Raw genomic sequence first — 15586 nt, 5'->3', positions numbered from 1 at the left:
GGCTTCGGATGTGGCCTGGGAAAGCGAAGGCGTTGCATCTTCGGGGTGCCCGTACGGAGTTGGAGGAGCTATGCGAGCGGCCGTTATCCGGGGACACGGCGGACCTGAGGTGGTCGACTACTGCGAGGTGCCCACTCCGGAACCGGGGCCCGGGGAGGTGCGCCTCCGCGTGCGCGCCACGGCCCTCAACCACCTCGACCTCTGGGTGCGGCGAGGGCTTCCCGGCGTACCCCCCGCGTTTCCCCACGTGGGCGGATGCGATATCGCCGGAACAATCGACGCCTGCGGCCCAGACGTAGCGGACTGGCAAGTAGGCGATCCCGTCGTGGTCAACCCGCAGCTCTCCTGCGGCCGCTGTCGCTATTGCCTGCGGGGCCAAGACAACCTCTGTCTGCGCTTTGCGATCGTAGGCGAACACACCTGGGGCGGTATGGCCGAATACGTCGTCGTGCCCGCCCGAAACCTGGAGCGTATTCCGGAAGGCTTCTCCTTTGAGGAGGCCGCCGCCTGCGCCCTGGTCTTTCCCACGGCCTGGCGCATGCTTATGACGGGGGCTCGCATCCAGCCCGGCGAGACCGTGCTCGTCTTGGGCGCAGGGGGCGGCGTCAACACGGCCGCCATCCAGATCGCCAAGCTCATGGGCTGTCAGGTCTGGGTCACCGCGAGCACCGAGGAGAAGATGCGCCGCGCCTACGAGCTGGGCGCCGACTGGGTGCTTTTGCATCGCGACCCGGACTGGTCGCAGCGCGTCTGGGAGCGCACGGGCAAGCTGGGCGTGGACGTCGTGGTGGACAACGTCGGACGCGCGACCTGGGCTCAAGCCCTGCGGCTTCTTGGCCGCGAGGGGCGCTTGGTGACCGTCGGGGCCACCACGGGGGCGCTAGCCGAAACGGACATCCGCCTGGTGTTCTGGCGCCAGCTGCGCATCATCGGCTCTACGATGGCCAATCGGGCCGAATTCATGGACGTCTTCCGGCTCATTTGGCGCCGTCAGCTTCGGGCCGTAATCGATCGCGTTCTGCCCCTGGAGGCCGCCCGCGAGGCGCATGCGCTGCTGGAGCGAGGCGAACAGTTTGGCAAGATCGTGCTACGGCTGCCGTAGCGGAACAGGCCCCCGAGAAAACGCTTTAAAGGTGCTATCCAAGTCGCCCGACACGACATGCAAGCGGAGCCCCTTTGCGCGATCGATCGGCGCGGCGCCCCGGAGCAGGAGCCCTCGGTGGCCTTCTGCACGCTGGGTTGTAAGCTCAATTTTGCCGAGACGAGCACGCTGCGGCGCCAGTTTGCCGCACGCGGGTTCCGGCTCGTCGAGGACGAAGACCCGGCGGATGTGTACGTGATAAACACCTGCGCCGTCACAGAGGCCGCCGAACGCGAATGCCGCAAGATCATCCGGCGCCTGCTGCGCCAAAACCCGGCCGCCTACGTGATCGTAACAGGCTGTTACGCTCAGCTGCGGCCCGAAGAGCTCGCCGCGATCCCGGGCGTGGACCTGGTGCTGGGCGCGGCCGAAAAGCTGCGGCTCTTCGAATACGTTCGGGACTTTCGGAAAAAGCCCGAGCCCGAGATCCGCGTCTCTTGCATCGACGGCCTGGAGGAGATCGCCCCCGCCTACTCCTTCGGCGACCGCACGCGCGCTTTCCTGAAGGTGCAGGACGGCTGCGACTACCGCTGCGCCTTCTGCACCATCCCCAAGGCCCGAGGTCCAAGCCGCAGCCTGCCTCTGGAAAGCGTCTTGGAGCAGGCCTGGGAGCTGGCCTCTCAAGGTGTACAGGAGATCGTCCTAAGCGGAGTCAACGTGGGCGACTACGGGCGCAAAATCGGCACTTCGCTGCTGGAGCTGTTGCGCCAGCTGGAACGCGTCCCCATCCCGCGATACCGGATCAGTTCGATAGAGCCCAACCTGCTTACGCCCGAGATCGTCGACTTTGTGGCCGACTCCGAACGCTTTATGCCGCATTTTCATATCCCGCTGCAGAGCGGCTCAGATCGCATCTTGGCCCGTATGCGACGGCGATACCGAAGGCGGCTGTACGCAGAACGCGCCCTCTACATCAAAAAGCGCCTGCCCCACGCGGCCATCGGCGCGGACGTGATCGTGGGCTTTCCGGGTGAGACCGAGGCGGACTTCGAGGCGACCTGCGCGTTTTTGGCCGAACTTCCCGTCTCCTATCTGCACGTGTTCACGTACTCAGAGCGCCCGGGCACGCCCGCGGCCCAAATGGACGGCGTCGTGCCCGCGCCCGTGCGTCAGGAGCGCAACCGGCGGCTGCGCCTGCTTGCATACGAGAAGCGGCGCGCCTTCTACGAAGAGCACGCCGGAAGCATGCGACCGGTGTTGTTTGAGGCGACCGAGAGCGCAGGACAAATGTCCGGCTTTACGGACAACTACATCAGGGTTCGCATACCCTACGCGCCCGCCCTGATCAACCGCATCGTCCCCGTTCGCCTGGGCCCGCCGGAAGAGGGCGACTGCGTAAGCGGCACGCTCATAAAATAACGACTCTCCGCCGAAACGAGGCCGATCGAGTATGTGGGTCTACTTCTTCGCCTACGGACACAACATGAACGAGGCCAACCTGCACCGGCTGGGGATCATTCCTCAGGAGCGCCGCGGGGCCGTGCTGCGGGATTTCCGGCTCGTTTTCAACAAACTGGGGGCGCGCCCCGGAGAGGGCTACGCGAACATCGCGCCCGAGCCAGGCGCCCGCGTAGAGGGGGTGCTCTACACGTTGCGGGCCGAGGATTTGGAACGGTTGGACTTGGCCGTGGGCGCGCCGCACGCCTATGAGCGGCATCGCGTCACGGTCGAGACGGCCGAGGGCGAGGCGGTTTCGGCCTACGCGTACCGGGCCAACCCCGCCATGGTGCGCCCGGGCCTTAAGCCTTCTTTGGCTTACCTGATGGAGCTTCTCAGCGCGCGCGCTTTCCTAAGCTCCGCCTACGTGCAAGAGCTGGAAAACGCAGAAACCCTCGAAGGGCTCAGCCGGGCGTAGCCTTACCACATCCGGCCGAAATAGAGCACAAGCTGCGGGGAGGCGAAAACGCGCTGGCGCGGGCTGGCCATCATAAGCTGCACCCCCGCCGGCAGCCAATGGACCGCGTAGCTAAAGCTTACCCCCTGCAGGGACCGGAAATTGGAACCGAAGTTGGCCCCTACGCCGAGCTGAACGGTCCAGCCTCCTAAAGCCCGCCCGTGCGGAAGCCCGCCGATGGGGTCGTACGGACGGCCCGCTGACTCGTTCCAATAGGGGCTCTTCCACGCGAAGGTGGGTCCCATGGCGGCTTGCACATAGGGGCGAAACGCGTCCACAAGCTCGTTGCGGAAGACCCGGTACTGCAGGCCCACTAGAACCGGAAGCACGAGCAGCCGATTGAGCTTGCCCGGCACGATCGTGTTGCCGAAGTAGTCGACGACGAACTGAAACTCCTTTTCATCCTTGCCGGCGCCGATCTCTATACTCGCAAAGCCCGTCCAGTCCGGGTCGAGCGTCCGCAAATAATAGCCGCCTATCCCGAAGCCGTTGTTGCTAAAGATCAGGGAAAAGGCCATGCCCTGGCGCACCACCTGATCCGGGCTCTGAGCCTGCACCGGACGTTCTACAACAACGACCTGGGCCCATCCGAGCCGATATCCGCCCCAGAGCAAAAGCAGAGCTAATGTCCACCGCATGATCGAAACTCCTCTGCAAAGTAAACCATGGCAAGTAGACGGCCTTTCTGCGTAAAGGTAACGGTTTTTTGCTTGCGCGCAAGCGCGCACAAGGGAAAATCGCAGGAGGCGCTTCATCAAAATTTCATATTCTTTTATCTGAAACTACACATCATCCCGTGCGTACATATGGTTAGAAACCGCTACAGGTGACCTCGGGAAGGAGACGAAACGATGATCGCGGCAGCAAAAACCTTAGCGCAGCTTGCGCTTCGCCGTCGGGGTCGGGCCCGCGGCCTTGCCCTGCCGGCCGTGCGCGGGCTGAGGCCGATGCTGGTGCGCGCGCACGCCGATCGGCGCACGTACGCGTTGCGTCTGGCCGTGGGGTTGGCGCTGGCCCTGAGCCTGTTAACGGGGCTGTTACGGCTGCCCCTGGCTCCGTCCGGATCGTTTCTGCTCCGAGAAGCCCCGCAGGAGGCGGTTTCGCTACAGCTGGTCGAACAGACCGTGCAGCCGGAGCGTCCCCCCGCTGCGCCTCTGCCGCTTGTGCCGATCGCGGTTCCGGACGAGAAGCCGCTGGCAGAGGAACCCGTCTTAACGGCCTCCAGTGAGCTCGTCGTCGGACAAGCGACGCCGGTCTCCTCGCTTGCGCCTCCAGCCGAAGCCCCGCCGCCTCCGCCCGTGCAGACGCCGCCTTCGCCTTCGGAGCCTGAGGTTTTCGTGGTTGTTGAGGAGCCGCCGGAGATCATCGGAGGGCTTGAGCGGCTGCAGCAGCTCATCCGCTATCCGGATCTGGCCCGCAAGGCCGGTATCGAGGGGCTCGTGATCGTCGAGGTGCTCGTCGATCCCGAGGGCCGGCCGCATAGGCCGCAGTTGATCAAACGCGCCGGAGGTGGGCTTGATGAGGCGGCCCTGGAGGCCGTGATGCAGCTCTCCTTTAAGCCGGGCCGGCAGCGGGGTAAAGCCGTATGGGTGCGCTTTGCGATCCCGGTTCGCTTCCGCCTGCAGGACCCCACAAGACCTCCCGCGTAACCCCAAATCGCGCCGTGGCGTAGACGGCGTGCTTCCCGAGGTCCCACCCTCCTCCGCACCGGAGGGGGGTGGTTTTTTTCAGGGTGAGCTTGGGGCTATGCCCCGACAAGGGGCAGCGCAAGAAGAGCCCTGTAGCGGGCCCCCTCGGGGCGTAGTTCGCTCTTGTACAGCACGAGCTCCCGCACCGCCTGGGGCACAGGTTCCCAGGGGAAGCGTTCCAGAAGGTCTCGCAAGGGCATAGGCCGCTTAAGGCGCGCCACCGTAAGGTGGGGCCGAAAGGGCCGCTCTTCGGGCCTAAAGCCCCATGCGCGAAGCTCCTGCCCAAGGGCCCGATGCAGCCGTTTCAGGTTTTCGTCCTCCCGAAAGCCCAGCCACACAACCCGAGGCCGGTTCGGATCCGGAAAGGCGCCCGGTGCGTCGCTGTAGAGCCAAAAGGGCCCCACCTGGGAGGTCGCCCGTCGGCCGATGCGCTCAAGCGCTCCGAGCACCGCTTCGGGTTGCTCCCCCAGAAAATGGAGCGTCAGGTGCAGCTGCTCCGGCCGAGCCCAGGAGGCGGCTGCGCCCGCGCGCCGCAACATCTGCTGCAGCTGCTCCACCTGCGGCCAGAGCGTTCGGGAGATCTCGACAGCCCAAAAACAGCGCATTCTACCTCCGAGCCCAAGCTAAGACCATTGGAGGCGCATAAAAAACCATTCAGCCAACATTTTCGACCGTTCGATCTCGAAAATGTAACATTTGCGTCTAAAACCCCTGTGCGCGCAAAGTCCGAACTTGACAAATCTGAGCGCCCCATCCAATAATACGGACGTTTGTTAGGGGGAAATAGCGTTTCCCCGTGCAGAACGCCGACGGTGTTGGGTGGATTTCTAAAACTTTAAGGAGAGGCGCATGATGAACCGAACCGTACTAACCCTCCTCTGCTTGGGATTTCCCCTTCTTGCCTGGGCCCAGGAGGGGACCATCCGGGGCCGTGTAACGGATCGGGGCACAGGGGAGCCCCTGCCGGGGGCAAACGTTGTCCTGCAGGGCACCACGCTGGGTGCGGCCGCGAACCTGCAGGGCGAGTACGTGATCGCGCGCGTTCCGGCGGGCACGTATACGCTTGTGGCCTCCTTCGTAGGCTACCGACGCGCGCAAGAGCAGATCACCGTCCGGGCCGGGGAGACCGTGACGGTCAACTTCCGGCTGGAGATCGACGTGCGCGGTCTAGAGGAAGTCGTCGTAACAGGCGTAGCCTCGCGCACGGCCAAGGCCATCGCGCCTGTTTCGGTCTCGCGCATCAGCACGGCCAACCTGGAAGTGAGCGGTCAGTACACATCTCTGACCCAGCTCGTTTCGGGCAAGATCGCCGGGCTGCAAATCGTCAACCCCTCCGGCAACCTCGGTGGAGGCTTCCGCTTCTTTATGCGCTCCGGAGGCGGTCTTTACGGCACGGGCCAGCCCGTGATCTACGTCGACGGCGTGCGCGTGACCAACACCGAGATCACAGGCTTCGGCGTTGGAGGCCAGCAATACTCCACGCTTACGGGGCTGAATCCAGAGGACATCGAGTCCATCGAGGTCATCAAGGGCGCCGCCGGTGGGGCTCTGTACGGCACGAGCGGTCAAAACGGGGTGATTCTCATCACCACCAAGCGCGCCCGGGGCCTTTCGAACGCCCTCCAGATCGACTACCGCTCTACGTTCGGGTACAATGAGCAGGCCCGCAAATACGACCCCAACATTTACCTTACGGCTGATGTCGCCAACGCGCTCTTTCGGCGCGGGCCCATCCAGGATCACGCCCTCTCGCTTCAGGGCACTGCGGGATGGACGCGCTACTACACCTCGCTCGATCTGCGCCGCGAAGACGGGCACCTGCCCAGCAATAGCCTCTTTCGCCGCTCCTTCCGCGCGAACTTCGACGCCTATCCCTCGGACCGGGTGAGCTTGAAGGTGAACTCCTTCTTTTCGCTCACCGAGAACGATCGGCCCCAGAACGACAACAACGTCTTCGGCTATCTGGGCAACACGCTCTTGACCCCGCGCACCTGGTATTTCACCGATAGCCTGGCGGTGCGCTCTATCGAGAACAAGTTCCGCGAAAACCGCTTCGTGGGCTCTCTTGAGATGAGCTGGGCGCCCATACAGGGGCTAGAGCTGCGCGGCGTGATGGGCTATGACGGACTGGATACGCGCAACGACGCCACCTTCCCGCCCAACTTCACCTATACCGGCCGCGTGCGCGGTGAGCGGAACATCTTTCAGCTCAGCCGCAACCAGTTCAACTACGACTTCAGCGCCCGCTACACATATCCCGTGGCCATGCTGCGGGCCACGACGATCCTGGGCACGCAGGCCTTCATCGTAACGCAGCGCTCCTTCTTTGTGCAGAAGCAAAACTTCGGCTCTGAGCTCGTGAAAAACGTTGGAGCCGGTCTGGATTTCATCAACGCCAACGAGGCCTTCTCCAACGCCCGCGAGGCCGGGCTGTTCTTGCAGCAGGAGTTCAACTGGAACGATCGGATCTTCTTCTCCGGCGGCTTCCGCTGGGACTTCGCCAGCGCCTACGGCCGGGACGCGGGGAACATCTTTTACCCGCGCGCGGACTTCTCCGTGCGCTTGGACCAGCTGGGCCTGTTGCCCGGCTTCTTCAACCTGTTTAACCTCTTCAAGGCCCGCGTGGCCTACGGCGAATCCGGCGCCCTTCCGGGGATCTTCGACGGACAACCTCTGCTCTGGTCCCCCACGCCGGCTTCGGGCTACGGCTCTGGCCTGGTCGTGAGCCGCTTCGGCAACACGGCCATTAAGCCGGAGCGCACGCGCGAGATCGAGGGCGGAATCGACTTTGAGCTCCGCGGCGGCTATGGGCTGGAGTTCACGTACTACCGGCAGTATACCACGAACTCGATCGTGAACTTCCTGCTTCCGCCCTCTCAAGGCACGGGCGTAAACTCCGGAGGCATTCCGCGCAACGTGGGCCGCATCGACGCCTGGGGCGCCGAGCTATCCGTTTATGCCACGCCGGTGCGTACGCGCAACGTACAGACCACCCTCAACGCCTCCTTCGCCTACCAGGACAACCGGGTCAAGACCTTAGGCGGGGCCGCAGACATCTTCGACGCTTTCAGCTTCACCGTAATCCGGCCTGGCCTGCGCCGGAACTCCTTCTATGTGCCTCGCGTGAAGGGGCCGCGCTTCGATGCGCAGGGCCGCTACATCGGCTTTGAGCTTGAGGAGAACGGGCAGCGTTTCGATCACGGCTCCCCCATTCCCATCTACACCGGTTCCGTGGGGCTGAACGTGCGCCTGTTCCGCGTCTTCACGCTCTCCGGAAACGGCCGCTATGCCCTGGGCCATAAGGTGCTCAACTACACGCTGGCCTTCACCTCCCGCTCAGGCGACTTCATGAACAACCGCGAGTACCTGGAGCTGCGGCGCAAGCTCGGGCTCTCGATCGGGACCAATGTGCCGCGCCGCTTCTACGAGAACATCCCCGTGCTCACACCGGGAACGGAGGAGTATCGGCAAGCGGCCGAGCGCTTGGTGCGCCTGCTGGGTGAGAGCGCCACGGTGGAGAACCACATCCAGCCGGGCGATTTCTTCCGGCTCGACGAGCTGGCCTTGAGCTTTGACGCCACCTCGATACTGCGCCGGCTGCCCGGGGCGCAGAGCCTGCGCTCGTTTGTGATCACGGCCGCGGGCCGGAATCTGTTCCTTACGACCAAGTACAACAACCCCGACCCCGAGGTGAACTTCAACGGCGGCATCACGATCACGAACGGGCAGGACTTCCTCACGCTCCCTGCTCCGCGCGTGTATACCATAAGCCTGCGGGTCGGCTTCTAACCGGAGGAGGGATCTGACCATGACCGCTACCCTATTGCGACGTGCTGCGCTGGGCGCGCTCCTCCTGCTGGGCTGGGGGCTCGGGACCGGCTGCAGCGAGTTTGTGCAGGACGTCGAGGCCCCGATCGACGAGGTGCAGGATGAGCTGATCGATGAAAGCCAGATCCCTTATGTGATCATCGGCCTACAGCAGCAGTTCGGCCAGGCCTACGGGCAAGCCGCTATGCTGGGGGATCTGCTTTCGGATCAGTGCTTTTTCGATACGCGCGTGACGAACGCGACCTTCCCCACGTACCTGGACATCGACCAGGGCAACCCAAGGCGGGATAACAACTCCACCACGGGTGCTATGCTGCCCCTGGGGCGCGCTTACTACATCTCCAAGGACCTGATCGAGCGCGTAAACCGGATCGGCACGTTCCGCAACGACGCGATCCGAATCCAGGCTCTCTACAATGCCCACCTGTACGGGGGCCTGGTGCGCTTTGTCTGGGCCTCCTACTACGGCGTTGGCCCCACTGAGGGGGGCGGCTTCGATGAGGGCGGCGGGCCTTTTGTGCCCAGCTCCCAACTTTATGACCGGGCCGTCGCCCTGTGGAACGAGGCGCTCCGGTATGCGCAAAACGACCTGCAGCGCCGCACGATCTACTCGCTTATTGCGCGCGCCCACCTCTACAACGGCAAGTACGCCGAAGCCCGCGCGGCCGCCCAGCAGGGCCTGCGCCGGGGCGATGCGCCCTTCCGGGCCCTGTATTCGACGCAGGACAACAACCCCTGGTTCTTCGGCGGCGGCCGGGGCCGAACGCAGATCGTCGTCGATACGCGCTTCTGGCAGCGGTATCTTGTTGACGACCCGCGCGAATCGGCCCGCATCCCGGTTGAGCGCGCCGCCTCAGCTCCGGGCACGACCTTCTTCCGGCAGGCCAAGTACCCGGATCGGGAGTCCCCGCTGCCCATCATCACCTGGCAGGAAAACAACCTCATGCTGGCCGAACTGGAGCTGCGCCTAGGCGGAAGCCCGGCCACAGCCCTAAGCCTGGTCAACGAGGTACGGGCCAACTACGGGCTAAGCCCCCTGACGAGCGTGAACCTGGACGTGATCTACGTGGAGCGCGACAAAGAGCTCTTCGTTCAGGGGCAGCGCCTCATAGACCAGCGCCGCTTCGGCCGCTGGCACCTGCCGGCCGGCACCTGGCAGTACCTGGAGATCACCGACCGGGAGCGGCTGAGCAACCCGAACATGGGGCGTTAGGCGTCCGTATTTTGTCCGCATTCCTCCGGGGCCGCCCTTCGGGGCGGCCCCTTACGTTTTAATCTCGCCCGTGCGGCGCTTGCGCACGGCGCTTGGCGAGACGATATTTCCGTACTGCGAAAAGGTGCGGTGCGCATGTTCGCCTTGGGCGTCGGCCTGCTGGGCTTGATGGGGATGTTCGCCAGCGCTGCCGCGCAGGCTCAAGGGGCGACTTCGCAGACCGGCTCTGAAACCTTATCCGAGGCCCCGAACCGGCTGGAGTGGATCCGCTACGCCGATCAACGCATCCGGGAGGTCTTCGGAAAAACCGAGCGCGCCCGCTACGAGGAGACGAGCCGGCTCTACCTGGCCCTGCTCGCCTTGCTCGACGATACGCTCTCGGCCGCCGAACGCGCCGTGCTCGAACCCCACCTGGAGGGCCTGCGCCAAATCCTGCCCCCGGAGCTCACCCGGCGCCTGGATCGCCCCCCTGTGGCCGCAGACCTTCTGGCCTGGTGGCGGTCGCAGGACGCCCGGCCCGCCACCGCACGCAACGAGCGCATCGAAGAGCACCTGGAGCGCTGGGCCTACGCCCACCGGCACTACACCTACGAGGACCGGCTCGATGATCGCGGCCGGATCTACATCCGCTACGGCCCCCCGGCCCGGCAAACGCGCGTGCGCTTAGATGACCCCCGCTACCGGCGCTTGGTCTTGGATCGAGAGCCCACGCTGAGCCCCCTGGAGTTCCCGGAAAACGAATTCTGGGTCTACTCCCAGGTCGACCGCAACCTGCACTATCTCTTCATCCGCCGGCCCGGAGAGGGCTTCCGGATCGGCTCCTCCGAAGAGCTCATCCCGCGCCCCCTGCGAAATAGCCCGCGCCGGGCCGAGGCCCTGCTCCGCACCCTGGAGGAGATCTACCGCCAGCTTGCCCTGTATCACATCGACTACGGCGCGCTCTACGATGAGGTGGCCAACTACGTGGCCACGCTCGAAAGCCAGGTCCCGCAGCGGCCCGAGCTTCCGCCTACGGCCTTCGGGCAGCGGATGCTCCTGCAAGTCCAGAACGAGGAGGCCTACCTGCTTGAGCGGCGCGAGCAGCTGCAGGCCCCGCCCTATACGAACGTGCTCGATCCCTACGAGGCGCTTCAGATCGAGCTGCGCTGGGCGCGCTTTCTCGATCCGGACGGCACCACGCGCACAGAGCTCTACTGGTCCGGGCCGGCCCGGAGCTTTGAGCCCTCCCGCGCGATGAGGCGCCGCCTGGAGCGCGCCCGCATGCCGCTGGAGCAGGCCGAATACCTGCTTGTGGGCTCCATCGTACAGACCGATTCGGCCTATCAGCCCCGGGTGCGGCATTACTTCCGGCATCGGCTCGCCCCCCAGGCCGCCCGCCAGCGCGAGGCCGTGCTGGAGCCCCGCACCTACACGATACGGGGGGATACGGGCCTCTACCATCTGGCCTTCGAACTGGACCAATACCTGCTTCCCTCCCGGAGCCGGGTGCCTAACCTGGACTCCATCCCCCTGCTCAAAACCTACGTGCAGCGCCTGGATTCGCTTCGGGCCCTGAACCCCAATCCGGCCCGGCTGGAGATGAGCGATCTTATGCTCCTGGAAGTCCTGCAAGAGGCCGCACTCAGCGCGCGCCCGGTGCCCGCCGGCGCCACCCGACCCTATCCCTATAGCTCCTGCCTGCCGGGCGCGCCCCTGGCCTTGTATTACGAGGTCTACCATCTTAAGCCCAACGCCGCAGGCCAGGCCCGGGTGCGCACGACCTACGAGGTGCTGCGTCGGGTCCCGACCGGACCGCTGGGAACGGAGTTTCGGCTGGAGCGCACAAGCGGTGCTACCACGCACATAACAAGCGGCAGCACGTTGCGCGAATACCTGCTGCTGGAGACCCGCAACTGGACCCCCGGAGAGGTGACCATACGGCTGCAGATCACGGACCTGGAATCCGGTCAGCGCACCGAGCGCGAGCTCAAATTGCTCGTGATCGAGCCCACCTAAGGCGAGCCGCACTCCGCCTGAAGCCGCTCCCAGGTGTAGCGCGCGTTCTCCAGGCCCTCTTGAGAGGCCGTGTTGTTGAAAAAGCACCACACCGGTCCCTGCTTCGCCCACCGAAGAAGCCGTCCGATCCAGGCCTCCAGCTCCGCTGGAGCGTAGGCCGAGTAGTACATCCGAGGCCGGCCGTGCAGGCGCACGTACACGAGCTCTCCGCACCCTCCGGGCTCGGGCTCGGCCGGAATCGGGGCCGGATCGGCCACGACGCGGGCGATCCGCCAGCGTCCTAGCATAGCCCCGGCCTCCTCGGAAAACCAGCTTCCGTGACGGCCCTCGCAAGCGCAGGGGCCGTCGTAGAGGCCGCGAAGCGCGGCGAAAAACGCCTCCACCGGCTCCGGATCATAGCGCAGGCTGGGCGGCAACTGCACGAGCACCGGGCCAAGTTTAGGGCCCAGATGCCGCACCTCCGTTAAAAACGGCTCAAGCCCGTCAAGCCTGCGAAGCCGGCCCAAGTGCGTAATCCAGCGCGGCATCTTGACGGCAAACCGAAAACCCTCGGGCACAAGCTCCGCCCAGCGCGCATACGTGCCGGGCCGGTGGGAGCGGTAAAAGGTCGTGTTCACCTCCACAGCCGGAAAGACCCGCCCGTAGCGGGCAAGCAGCGGACCAGGGCCGCCAAGCGCGCGCCGTTCCGGTCCCGATAGCACGCTCCAGCCCGAAGTGCCCACGTAAATCCGATGGCCCTCCATAGCGGCTTTCCGAGAACCTTCTGTCGCCTTAGCTCGTTTGACGGAGGCGAAAACCGGAGGTGCTGTCTGTGGAGCGCATCCTCCTAGCCGGTGTTACGGGCTTTATCGGCCGTCCCCTTGTGCGGGCCCTGGCCGCTTCGGATCGGCGCCTGCTCGTGCTCACCCGGAGGCCGGAGGCCGCGCCACCGGAATGGGCCGATCTGGCGGGCCTGGAGCTTGTAAGCTGGGACGGCCGCAGCCTCGGTCCGTGGGTCCAGGCCGTATCCGGATGCCGGGCCGTCATCAACCTTTCGGGCGCCTCCATCGCCTCGGGCCGCTGGACGCGCGCGCGCAAAGCCGAGCTTTGGGAAAGCCGGGTTCGATCGACCGAGGCGCTCGTGCGCGCCATCTGCGATAGCCCCGAGCCCCCGGCCCTGCTGCTTAACGCCTCGGCTACGGGCTACTACGGCAGCCGACCGGAGCCCGTAACGGAGGCCTCTGGGCCGGGCGAGGGCTTTTTGGCCGAGCTCGCCCAGGCCTGGGAGGCCGCAGCCGAGCCCGTCCGGAGCCGGGGCGTGCGCCTGGTCCTGGCCCGAATCGGCGTCGTCTTCGGGGCCGGAGGCGGGATGCTGGCCCGGCTGTTGCCCCTGTACCGCCTGGGCTTGGGGGGGCGCTTGGGAAGCGGACGGCAGCCCATAGCGTGGATCCACCGGGAGGACGCCGTACGGGCCCTGTTGTTTGCCCTAGAACGGCCCGATCTAGAGGGGCCGTATAACGTCGTGGCCCCGCAGACGCTAACGCAGGCCGAGCTTTCGCGCCTGCTCGCCCGCTTGCTTGGCCGTCCCGACCTCTGGCGCGTGCCCACGTGGCTCTTAGAGCTCGCCCTGGGCCGGGAGCGGGCTCAGGAGCTGCTCCTCGGAGGGGCGCCGGTGCTGCCGCAGCGGCTTGCCGAGCTCGGCTTTCGGTGGCGCTATCCGGATCCGGAGACGGCCCTGATGGCTATTCTGGAGCAAGCCGGCCTTCATGCAAGCGCAGCCGCTTAAGGGCCCGCGCGGCCACCTCCGGATCGTGCGTGGCCAAAAGCAGGGCCGTTCCGAACTCGCGGCGTAGCTCATCCAGCAGCGCCAGGACCTCACGCGCCGTCTGCACGTCCAGGTTGCCGGTGGGCTCATCGGCCAGGAGCAGGGCCGGACGCCGGATGAGCGCGCGCGCTATGGCCACGCGCTGCTGTTCGCCCCCGGAGAGCTCCGAGGGCCGGTGCGCGAGCCTATCGGCAAGCCCCACCCGCCCCAGAAGCGCCCGGGCCTGCCGGAGGGCCTCGGCGCGGCCCCAGCCGGCCATCCAAAGCGGCAGGGCCACGTTCTCTAGGGCCGAAAGCTCACCCAGCAGGTGCGGAAACTGAAACACAAACCCGATGCGCTCGCCCCGCACCCGGGCCCGGCCGGGCCCGTCGAGCGCGAACAGGTCCTGTCCGTCCAGGAGCACCTGCCCCGAATCCGGCGCATCGAGGCCGGCAAGCAGGTGCAACAGCGTGCTCTTGCCTGAACCCGAGGCGCCCAGCAGGGCCACGAATTCGGCCGGCCTGAGCTCCAAGTCCACCCCGCGCAGGACCTCAAGCCGGCCCCGGCCCCAGGGGTAGGATTTGCGCAGCTCCCTTGCCCAGAGGATCGCCTCCGCCATCGGCCCGAAGGTCGCATCCGCTCCGGCCCCCGATCAAGGCCGGATCCGTTTGGGGGGCCGGAGGCGGAGCCGTTATATTTGCGCCAAAGCCGGCCTTAACCCGATGCCACACCGCATCCTGGTCGTAGACGATGAGCGGGCCATCCGCAACGCCCTGCGGGAGATCCTGGAGCACGAAGGCTACCGGGTCGAGGAGGCCGCTAGCGCCGAGGAGGCCCTAGAGCAGGCCCTGCGATCGGAGGTGGATCTTGTGCTCCTGGACGTCAAGATGCCGGGCCGCGACGGTCTGGAGGTCCTGGAGGCGCTACGCCAGGGGCGGCCGGAGCTACCCGTGGTCCTGCTTACGGGGCACGGCACGATCGAGCTTGCCGTGGAGGCCATCCGGCGCGGGGCCTTTGATTTTCTGGAAAAGCCCCCGGATCTGAACCGGCTGCTCGTTACGCTGCGCAACGCGCTGCGTAGCGCCCGGCTTGAGGCGGAAAACCGGGCCCTGCGCCGGCGCCTGGAGCGTCTGGATCCCATCTTGGGCCAAAGCCCGGCCATCGAGGAGGTGCGCGCGATCCTCGAACGCGTAGCCCCAACGGAGGCGCGCGTGCTCATCCTGGGCGAATCCGGAACGGGCAAAGAGCTCGTGGCCCGCTGGATCCATGCCCGGTCCCGGCGTGGGGAGGGGCCCTTTGTGGCGCTAAACTGCGCGGCCATACCGGCTGAGCTATTGGAGGCGGAGCTATTCGGGCACGAAAAAGGCGCCTTTACGGGCGCCATCAAGGACCGGCCCGGGCTGTTTGAGCTGGCCAGCTCCGGAACCCTTTTCCTGGATGAGATCGGCGACATGCCCCTGCAGGCCCAGGCCAAGGTCCTGCGCGCGCTCGAAGAGCGGCACGTGCAGCGCATCGGCGGCCGAAGGCCGATTCCCGTGGACGTGCGGATCCTGGCCGCCACGAACAAAGACCTGGCCGCGCTTGTGCGCGCGGGCGCCTTTCGGGAGGACCTCTACCACAGGCTGGCCGTGATCACGCTGCGGCTGCCGCCGTTGCGGGAGCGGCCCGAGGACGTGCCCCTGCTGGCCCAGGCCAGGCTGGAGCGCGTCTGCGCGGAAAACGGCTTTCCGCCCAAGCGCTTTAGCCAAGCCGCCCTGCGCGCGCTACAGGCCCTGCCCTGGCCGGGCAACGTGCGCGAGCTCTACAACGCGGTGGAGCGGCTCGCTATCCTGGCGACGGGCCCGGAGATCACGGCCGACGACGTGCGCCGGCACGTATCGGGTGCGGATTCGGGCTCTGCGTTGCCTTGGGAGGAGGCGCGCACCTGGGCGGAGTTTCGCGCCCGCGCGGAGCGCTATTTTCTGGAGCGCGAGCTGGCGCGGCACGGCTGGAACGTCCTGCGCACGGCCGAGGCCATCGGCATGCCCCGCAGCCACCTGTACGC

13 protein-coding genes are annotated in these 15586 nt (G+C 65.9%); 9 read left to right on the top strand and 4 right to left on the bottom strand.

Annotated elements, in window-relative coordinates; all coding sequences use genetic code 11:
• Positions 1–70 precede the first annotated feature (70 nt).
• From NZ993_05045 to NZ993_05035, 3 genes are read left to right on the top strand one after another with little or no spacing between them, the layout of a single operon-like run.
• The gene (locus NZ993_05045; GenBank protein ID MCS7155155.1) at positions 71–1102 is read left to right on the top strand and encodes a zinc-binding dehydrogenase; all 1032 of its coding nucleotides are present in this window, start codon (positions 71–73) and stop codon (positions 1100–1102) included.
• A gap of 57 nt (positions 1103–1159) precedes the next feature.
• The gene (gene mtaB, locus NZ993_05040) at positions 1160–2500 is read left to right on the top strand and encodes a tRNA (N(6)-L-threonylcarbamoyladenosine(37)-C(2))-methylthiotransferase MtaB (protein ID MCS7155154.1); all 1341 of its coding nucleotides are present in this window, start codon (positions 1160–1162) and stop codon (positions 2498–2500) included.
• A 31-nt stretch (positions 2501–2531) separates the two neighbouring features.
• The gene (locus NZ993_05035; protein ID MCS7155153.1) at positions 2532–2996 is read left to right on the top strand and encodes a gamma-glutamylcyclotransferase; all 465 of its coding nucleotides are present in this window, start codon (positions 2532–2534) and stop codon (positions 2994–2996) included.
• A 2-nt stretch (positions 2997–2998) separates the two neighbouring features.
• On the opposite strand, the gene NZ993_05030 is transcribed toward NZ993_05035, so the two are convergent.
• Positions 2999–3673 carry a hypothetical protein gene (locus NZ993_05030; GenBank protein MCS7155152.1) on the bottom strand — a complete coding sequence of 225 codons (675 nt, stop codon included), beginning with the start codon at positions 3671–3673 and terminating at the stop codon, positions 2999–3001.
• 213 nt (positions 3674–3886) lie between these two features.
• On the opposite strand from NZ993_05030, the gene NZ993_05025 reads away from it, so the two are divergent.
• Positions 3887–4684: an energy transducer TonB gene (locus NZ993_05025; protein MCS7155151.1), complete on the top strand. Its 798-nt coding sequence runs from the start codon at positions 3887–3889 to the stop codon at positions 4682–4684.
• Between the two features lie 95 nt (positions 4685–4779).
• On the opposite strand, the gene thpR is transcribed toward NZ993_05025, so the two are convergent.
• The gene (gene thpR, locus NZ993_05020) at positions 4780–5328 is read right to left on the bottom strand and encodes an RNA 2',3'-cyclic phosphodiesterase (GenBank protein MCS7155150.1); all 549 of its coding nucleotides are present in this window, start codon (positions 5326–5328) and stop codon (positions 4780–4782) included.
• 244 nt (positions 5329–5572) lie between these two features.
• Between thpR and NZ993_05015 the strand changes: the two genes are divergently transcribed.
• The 3 genes from NZ993_05015 to NZ993_05005 all read left to right on the top strand — a co-directional run bounded on the left by NZ993_05015 (position 5573) and on the right by NZ993_05005 (position 11759).
• Positions 5573–8512, top strand: coding sequence for a TonB-dependent receptor (locus tag NZ993_05015; protein ID MCS7155149.1), 2940 nt, complete (start codon positions 5573–5575; stop codon positions 8510–8512).
• A gap of 19 nt (positions 8513–8531) precedes the next feature.
• A complete protein-coding gene (locus NZ993_05010; GenBank protein MCS7155148.1) occupies positions 8532–9764 on the top strand; it encodes a RagB/SusD family nutrient uptake outer membrane protein in 1233 nt (410 codons plus the stop codon).
• A gap of 135 nt (positions 9765–9899) precedes the next feature.
• Complete coding sequence (locus NZ993_05005) at positions 9900–11759, top strand: GWxTD domain-containing protein (protein MCS7155147.1); 1860 nt, start codon at positions 9900–9902, stop codon at positions 11757–11759.
• On the opposite strand, the gene NZ993_05000 is transcribed toward NZ993_05005, so the two are convergent.
• On the bottom strand, positions 11756–12502 hold the full coding sequence (locus NZ993_05000) for a DUF72 domain-containing protein (GenBank protein ID MCS7155146.1): 747 nt from the start codon (positions 12500–12502) through the stop codon (positions 11756–11758). The genes NZ993_05005 and NZ993_05000 overlap by 4 nt on opposite strands.
• A 68-nt stretch (positions 12503–12570) precedes the next feature.
• Here NZ993_05000 and NZ993_04995 point away from each other — a divergent pair, with 68 nt between their 5' ends.
• Positions 12571–13524: a TIGR01777 family oxidoreductase gene (locus NZ993_04995; protein MCS7155145.1), complete on the top strand. Its 954-nt coding sequence runs from the start codon at positions 12571–12573 to the stop codon at positions 13522–13524.
• On the opposite strand, the gene NZ993_04990 is transcribed toward NZ993_04995, so the two are convergent.
• Positions 13481–14161, bottom strand: coding sequence for an ABC transporter ATP-binding protein (locus NZ993_04990; GenBank protein MCS7155144.1), 681 nt, complete (start codon positions 14159–14161; stop codon positions 13481–13483). The two genes, NZ993_04995 and NZ993_04990, sit on opposite strands and share 44 nt — an antisense overlap.
• A 103-nt stretch (positions 14162–14264) precedes the next feature.
• Here NZ993_04990 and NZ993_04985 point away from each other — a divergent pair.
• Positions 14265–15586, top strand: a 1322-nt coding sequence (locus NZ993_04985) for a sigma-54 dependent transcriptional regulator (GenBank protein MCS7155143.1), incomplete at its 3' end; no start/stop codon positions are given.

This window comes from Bacteroidota bacterium, assembly GCA_025059945.1.
In the GTDB taxonomy this organism is placed as follows: Bacteria; Bacteroidota; Rhodothermia; order JANXDC01; family JANXDC01; genus JANXDC01.
Note: the sequence above shows the minus strand (reverse complement) of the source record. Positions and strands in the feature narration are given on the sequence as shown.

Coding starts and splice junctions, on each gene's coding strand:
- NZ993_05045 (MCS7155155.1), top strand. CDS start 71: ATGCGAGCGGCCGTTATCCGGGGACACGGCGGACCTGAGGTGGTCGAC.
- mtaB (MCS7155154.1), top strand. CDS start 1,160: ATGCAAGCGGAGCCCCTTTGCGCGATCGATCGGCGCGGCGCCCCGGAG.
- NZ993_05035 (MCS7155153.1), top strand. CDS start 2,532: ATGTGGGTCTACTTCTTCGCCTACGGACACAACATGAACGAGGCCAAC.
- NZ993_05030 (MCS7155152.1), bottom strand. CDS start 3,673: ATGCGGTGGACATTAGCTCTGCTTTTGCTCTGGGGCGGATATCGGCTC.
- NZ993_05025 (MCS7155151.1), top strand. CDS start 3,887: ATGATCGCGGCAGCAAAAACCTTAGCGCAGCTTGCGCTTCGCCGTCGG.
- thpR (MCS7155150.1), bottom strand. CDS start 5,328: ATGCGCTGTTTTTGGGCTGTCGAGATCTCCCGAACGCTCTGGCCGCAG.
- NZ993_05015 (MCS7155149.1), top strand. CDS start 5,573: ATGATGAACCGAACCGTACTAACCCTCCTCTGCTTGGGATTTCCCCTT.
- NZ993_05010 (MCS7155148.1), top strand. CDS start 8,532: ATGACCGCTACCCTATTGCGACGTGCTGCGCTGGGCGCGCTCCTCCTG.
- NZ993_05005 (MCS7155147.1), top strand. CDS start 9,900: ATGTTCGCCTTGGGCGTCGGCCTGCTGGGCTTGATGGGGATGTTCGCC.
- NZ993_05000 (MCS7155146.1), bottom strand. CDS start 12,502: ATGGAGGGCCATCGGATTTACGTGGGCACTTCGGGCTGGAGCGTGCTA.
- NZ993_04990 (MCS7155144.1), bottom strand. CDS start 14,161: ATGGCGGAGGCGATCCTCTGGGCAAGGGAGCTGCGCAAATCCTACCCC.